Raw genomic sequence first — 6,440 nt, forward strand, 5'->3', positions numbered from 1 at the left:
TAATGAAGCTAAAAAACAAGGTGTAGCCTATAAATGTATCGTCTCGACTGGCAATCCTGGCAAGGAAATCTGTCAAGCGGCTGAAGAGTTTAATGTCGATCTAATTGCTGTCGGTTCGCCAGATCGTCGCCCTTCGATCGCAAAGAACTTACCAGATATCGATCGGTTATTAGGTAATTCTCTTTCTGATTATGTGCGGATTAAAGCTCCTTGTCCGGTACTGTTGAATCGATCGGTAAGTTAGGGGTTAGGTATTAGGTGTTAGGTATTAGGGAATTAATTTATTTTCCCTATGCCTATCCTAGTGGAATCAGATAACCGACCTTGATTATTATCCAAATACTCCAGATCGATACACCTAGATTAAAACAATACCCCATAATTATGATGCTCTTGGAGAGTTTCGCTCTATTCTGAATCAGCCATAACGCGATCGCAAATAATGGCATCGAGACAAGCGTGATACCGAGAAAACTCATCACTCCCGTATCGTAATATCCACCAGCTTCGATGATAATTAGTTTGACAAAAGCGGCAATATAAGCACAGAGATGAATGCAGATCTGTGCGATTGAAATCGTTCTAAACAGTCGATCGGGTTCCGATCTTCGAGGGGTGTTTTTGTCTGACTGTCGATCGTTTTTCATGTTCTAATACAAGTATGAACCAATTAGATTTCTATGTAGAGTTTTTGCAAAAAGATGAGACATCTCTCAGGAGAACGATCGATTTTTTTGGAATGATTAGAGAGGCAAAATCGGCAAGTCTAGATATCGATCGGATCGAGTCGGATAAATCAGACGACATAGTAGCTGAAGTAGATGATACCGTATTTATAAATTATCTAACAGATGTAGAACGCGCCTATTTTTGGAATCCATCAGAACAAGAATCTCAAGAATACTGGGATGAGTGGTTTTCAACACCCGTTGAAGTCCGCAACTCTCCACAATGGCTTTACACACAATGGCATTTAGAATCCATGCTCGATGCTTTCTGGAATGGAGACTACGATCTTATCGCCATTCAAGAAGAGAGTAATAAATATTACCTGACTTTCGATCCGCATGGCTACCCATACGGTGGCACTGGTTGTATGGTTGCCTTGCTGGAATGCTTTGGTAATCAGGTGATTGGGATTGATGATGGGACTGGATATATAGAATACACTCCAAGAACCGAGTTTTGGCAACCAAAAAATAGTAGAAGTGCGTAAAGAGAGGATTGCGAGAACGAGCAAAAGATCGCTCATCCTGCTAAAATCGATCGTTAAACACTCAGACAATCGTTGGCAAAGCCTCTCGGTAGGAGAATCGTGCAAATCCGTTTGATGTGGGAAGATCCAGCAACAGGAGAACGTAAAGAACCCCTGTTAACAGTACCTATCGCTTTAGGGCGAGAATTTGCGCGACTTCCAGAAACACTGGGTACCGAGCGAGTCTGTCGGATTGTCTTAAATAGTCTAGACGTATCGCGCTATCATGCCTCGATCGAAGTCCAGCAAGATAAATTGATAATAGTCGATCGCGGTAGTAGTAACGGCATCATCGTTAACGGGAGCAAACAACCGCAGCACGAGATCGCACCGGGTGATGTCATTCAACTGGGAAACTACCAAATCTCGATCTCCATTCCCACTAATTCTCAACCCCTAACTACTCCAGCCAGTCGATCGCAAATCGGCTTTAATGCTGTCACCAATCGACCAGATCCGCGCATTACACCGCCGCCAGTGGTGCGGGTGAATAGCTGTTTACCGCCGATCTTCCAACATTCCCAAATCGATCCTCAAGCCATCCACGCCACCGGATTACCCGTCGAAGAAGTCGAATATGCCACCATTGGCGGCGGTTTGGGCAGTTTTATCTGGGTAGATTTACTCAGAGTTGGGGGCGTGAGTCTCGATCGGATCCGCGTATTGGGAATGGAGCAACAACCCTACGGACGCTACCAGCAACTCTGTCTCAATACCCAAATCGTCCCGCAAGAACGGCTCAGATCGCCTGCGGATGCTTGTCCCGATAATCTTTGGGGTTTTCCGAACTATGCCACCCTAGAGGCGGTTAAAGACATCGCTAAGGGGAAATTGCGATCGGGATTGAGTCATCTATGGCAAGTCTTCGCCGAACCGACGCTAGCCAGTACATATACGCCCAAATCTGGCGATGTTATCGCCGCGATCGATCGCGAAGCCGCCCGAATTAGTTGGCGCAAAATGACTCGCACGGCGCATGTCGAGGCAATTCGCAAGACTACTGACGGTCGATATGCGATCGTTTATACCTGTCAACAACCCACCGATTATGCTTGCACGATTGCGCGTTACGTGCATATCGCCACTGGTTATCCCGCACTCCAATTTTTACCAGATCTCCAAGCATATCGCGATCGCACTCAAGATTTTAAAACCGTCGTCAATGCGTACGAACCCCACGAACATATTTACGAGTCTCTAGCTAACTATGGTGGAACGGTATTATTACGCGGTACCGGAATCGTCGCCGCCAGAATTTTACAGAAACTTTATACATTACGACGGAATAACGATCGAGTCGAAATTCGCGTCATTCAATTACTTCGCTCCGCTAAAATTGAAGGAAATAAATACGGTTTAGCCGATCGAAAAGTCGAACACAATTATGAATTTCAGCCCTTCAACTGGCCGAAATCTGCCTGGGGAGGACAGTATAAAACAATCCTCGAAAATGCGACCCCAGAACAACGTCAGAACTTACTCGCCGATTGGGGTGGCGTAACCACCATGAATCGCCCCGACTGGCGCAAAATTATTACTGGCGGGATTAATAAAGGTTGGTATCAAATTTTTTACGGCGAAGTTCAGCAAGTCGTCCCCCACTCCACACATGGCGGGACGATTACCACCGTTAAAGAATCAGGTGTCAAAGGCGATATTCAATTAGAAGCTGACTTTATTATCGATGCTACCGCTGTAGATGCGCCAATTATGGCGAGTCCGTTATTGCAAGATTTAGTCCAGCAATATAATTTGCCACTCAATCAATTAGGCAGATTGACAGTCAATCCTGAATTTGAATTAACAGAAATGGCTAATCAAGCAGGTAAAATTTATGCATCTGGCTCGATTACCTTGGGCAACTATTATGCACCTGTCGATAGTTTCTTAGGGTTGCAATATGCGGCTTTTAATATTATCCAAGATTTATTAGACCGTAAAGCGATCGAACTCAAACCGTTAGTATTATCCCGATCGTTAGTGCAATGGTGGAAATGGATTAACAACCGATCGCCAAACTAGGACTTCCGGCTGCATTCTATGATAGATTGAGATGCTATCTCATAAATAGTAAAGTAACCCCAAAACAAGTAGCAAGTAAGTCGATAGACAAGTGAAGACGATCCAACAACTAACTCCACATTCAGCCGATATCGGACAAGAAGCTGCTTTGGCTCCGTTGGATAATATTTCTGGTGCCTTCCTCGATCGGACCGAGAGCCAAGATGCGAAATTAAAACAACAATTTGAGACACGACTAGTTGTGTCACCAGTTCTAACCAGACAACTCGTATCTTTCCAAGCTAATAAAAATCGAGCTTCCTATCGCTGGTTTAAATACAAAGAGGCTTTTTCAGCAGCATTAGTTGAGAAATTGCTTCAAGAACGTGGCATCCTCAATGGTCATATTCTCGATCCATTTGCTGGCAGCGGTACGGCTTTATTTGCGGCTAATGGATTGGGTTTAGATAGCACTGGGATCGAGCTATTGCCCATCGGCATCGAAATTATTCATGCGCGACAGTTGCTAGAAAATAAATTTAGATTAGAAGACTTTGCCACTATCGAGCGATGGCGATCGATGAAACCGTGGCAAAGTTGGCCGACACGCTGCACTTTAGGAGTACTCAAGATTACAGAGGGTGCATATCCACCTGCAACATTACTCGCGATCGAACGTTATCTAGCCGCACTTGCTAATGAGTCTACGCCCGTACAAACAGTGCTGCGGTTTGCATTGTTATGTATTCTCGAAAATATTAGCTATACGCGCAAAGATGGTCAATATCTGCGCTGGGATGCACGTTCCAATCGCGGTCAAAGTGCTAAATCTTTTAATAAAGGAATCATTTTAGATTTCGATCTAGCTATTGTTGCCAAGCTCGAAGAAATTAGCGGCGATCTGCCTCCACTCGATCGAGAAAGCAGACTATCGATCGATAACCAACAGCCAATTAAGCTGGGACAAACGAAAATTCTTCAGGGGTTATGCTTGCAGAAATTACAATGCTTACCGAGCAACTCATTCGATGCCGTGTTCACCTCCCCACCTTATTGCAATCGCTATGATTACACGCGCACTTACGCACTGGAACTAGCTTTGCTTGGTGTTACAGGCGATCGATTGATTGCTTTGCGGCAAGAAATGGTTTCGTGTACTGTCGAAAATCGGACTAAAGCACTACTAGAAATGAATCCTGATTGGCGCGTACCTGTAGAAACTGCTAATACGCAACTGCTTCTACAAGCAATTCTCGAACACCTCAATAACCAAAAAGATCGCAAGCTCCTCAACAACACTGGTATTCCACGCATGGTCGAGGGCTACTTCTCCGAAATGGCTTGTGCGATCTTTGAGTGTCTGCGGATTCTCAAACCAGGCGCACCACTGTTCATGGTCAATGATAACGTGCGCTATGCAGGTGCAAGTATATCGGTAGACCTGATCTTATCCGATATTGCTGAGAAATTGGGCTTTCAGGTACCGAGCATTACCGTTTTACAGCAAGGAAAAGGCAATAGTAGTCAGCAAATGGGAGTACATGGAAGAGCTGCGCTCCGCAAGTGCGTCTACATCTGGGAGAAGCTTCAATGACTTTAAATGAAAATTCTGTAGGTAACAAGAATTCTGGCCAACCTTATCGAACGCACCTACAGACTAAAGCCGACCTCATTACCAGCTCCATCGAAACGCGGTCGGGATTTCTAGAGCTAGCATTAGAGAAGAATCGGCAAGCTACTCCTTTTATTACTCAAGCGCGTGCGCTTAAAGCTGCGGTATTAACACTATCGCATCCGATCGATTTGATGTCTCTGTCCACAATCCACACTGCACTGGTAACCGCCGCAGGAATTTCAGACAAAGCAGCAAGCCATCTCGACCAGATCGCCAAAGAACGAGCAGTCCGAGACTTCATTGCAAACTTCCTCGACCCAGCAGGCGCAGATTGGATCGATGAATTAATGTATCGATTCCTGATTAAGCGCGGAGATACTGTCGGTGGCGCGATGCGAAATATCGGTGGTGCAATTGCACAACGAAAACTAACTCGTAATGTTATCGCTGCATTGTCGTTGGCAAATATTTCATTTAAGTGGCGACACATCAAGACTAAGAAGTGGCTTACTGGCAGTTTTATCGACCCCGACATTGAATTTCAAACCAACGCACTGAGCTGGACAAATCTTCAAGGTACGCGAACGCTTCGCTATAACTACACTCCAGCAATCGTGCGTAAAAACATCGATTTGTGTCTGCTTGCGTGTACTCCCCAAAACCTCGATCGAGCAGTGTTGGACGGTACATTGTATGTCGCGCTAGGCGAACTTAAAGGTGGTATCGATCCTGCTGGTGCTGACGAACACTGGAAAACAGCTCGTACAGCTTTGTTACGCATTCGGAATGCTTTCTCGAAGATCGACTTGGCACCTGCTTCATTATTCATTGGTGCTGCGATTGTTAGTAGTATGGCGGATGAAATTTGGACGCAGCTCGAAGACGGTACATTGACCAATGCAGCTAATTTAACAGATGACAATCAACTCGCATCTGTATGCCGCTGGATTATCGATCTTTAAGCAACTTTTATTTCTTACATCGACTACTCCCGATCGCTAACTATTACCCAAATTTTCTAACAATAATTCTACCCGCTCCCTATGTTCGGCAAGAAAATTTTCACATTGCTGCAAAGAGGCGATCGCGATCTCAAACTGACTGAATACTTCAGCTAATTCTAGATCGCCACCTTCAATTTGCGCTAATATTTCCTCGATCCGATCGACTGTTTCTTCGTACTTCCAATTATTTTTCTTCGCCACGATCTACCTCTATTACGTTTACTTTTACGCGTCCCCGACCGAGTTGAATCGCCAACTCTTCACCCACAACCAATCGATCGCCATCGCGGACGAGCGTGCCATTAGTTTGTCTCACCAAGGCATAGCCCCGCTGTAAAACTAAGCGCGGATCGAGGGTTTGGCACCGCTCTCGCAGGTGTAACTGCTGTTGGGACACAGTTTGCAATTTGGCGGCGATCGCCCGCTGGAGACGCTGCTGGAGTCCGTGGAGCCGATCGATCTCCAGTGCTAACTGACGATCGGGCTTGATGCGTTCGCACCGCAGCCGCAAGCGATCTAATTGCGACTGATGCTCGATCGCGACCCGCTGCATCGCCGCTTGCAA

Annotated in this window: 8 protein-coding genes; 5 read left to right on the plus strand and 3 right to left on the minus strand. The window is 45.6% G+C overall.

Annotated features, from left to right (window positions below):
- Window positions 1–244: universal stress protein (locus tag Q0R35_RS04630; RefSeq protein ID WP_295614918.1), on the plus strand; the 244-nt coding region annotated here is incomplete at its 5' end.
- 52 nt (window positions 245–296) lie between these two features.
- Here the strand turns inward: Q0R35_RS04630 and Q0R35_RS04635 are convergent.
- Window positions 297–647: a hypothetical protein gene (locus Q0R35_RS04635; RefSeq protein WP_295614919.1), complete on the minus strand. Its 351-nt coding sequence runs from the start codon at window positions 645–647 to the stop codon at window positions 297–299.
- A gap of 14 nt (window positions 648–661) precedes the next feature.
- Here Q0R35_RS04635 and Q0R35_RS04640 point away from each other — a divergent pair, with 14 nt between their 5' ends.
- From Q0R35_RS04640 to Q0R35_RS04655, 4 genes are all read left to right on the plus strand, one after another.
- Window positions 662–1,216, plus strand: a complete 555-nt coding sequence (locus tag Q0R35_RS04640) for a hypothetical protein (protein ID WP_295614920.1) — start codon at window positions 662–664, stop codon at window positions 1,214–1,216.
- Window positions 1,217–1,315: 99 nt separating this feature from the next.
- Complete coding sequence (locus tag Q0R35_RS04645; protein WP_295614921.1) at window positions 1,316–3,277, plus strand: FHA domain-containing protein; 1,962 nt, start codon at window positions 1,316–1,318, stop codon at window positions 3,275–3,277.
- Between the two features lie 91 nt (window positions 3,278–3,368).
- On the plus strand, window positions 3,369–4,850 hold the full coding sequence (locus Q0R35_RS04650; protein WP_295614922.1) for a DNA methyltransferase: 1,482 nt from the start codon (window positions 3,369–3,371) through the stop codon (window positions 4,848–4,850).
- Window positions 4,847–5,833, plus strand: coding sequence for an AvaI/BsoBI family type II restriction endonuclease (locus Q0R35_RS04655; RefSeq protein ID WP_295614923.1), 987 nt, complete (start codon window positions 4,847–4,849; stop codon window positions 5,831–5,833). Before Q0R35_RS04650 ends, Q0R35_RS04655 begins: the two co-directional genes overlap by 4 nt.
- Window positions 5,834–5,869: 36 nt before the next feature.
- Here Q0R35_RS04655 and xseB read toward each other — a convergent pair whose 3' ends face one another.
- Both xseB and Q0R35_RS04665 read right to left on the minus strand, forming a co-directional pair.
- On the minus strand, window positions 5,870–6,076 hold the full coding sequence (xseB, locus tag Q0R35_RS04660; protein WP_295614924.1) for an exodeoxyribonuclease VII small subunit: 207 nt from the start codon (window positions 6,074–6,076) through the stop codon (window positions 5,870–5,872).
- On the minus strand, window positions 6,060–6,440 hold a 381-nt coding region (locus tag Q0R35_RS04665), incomplete at its 5' end, for an exodeoxyribonuclease VII large subunit (RefSeq protein ID WP_295614925.1). The genes xseB and Q0R35_RS04665, both read right to left, overlap by 17 nt.

It is taken from the genome of Chamaesiphon sp. GL140_3_metabinner_50, from assembly GCF_025361915.1.
Taxonomy (GTDB): domain Bacteria; phylum Cyanobacteriota; class Cyanobacteriia; order Cyanobacteriales; family Chamaesiphonaceae; genus Chamaesiphon.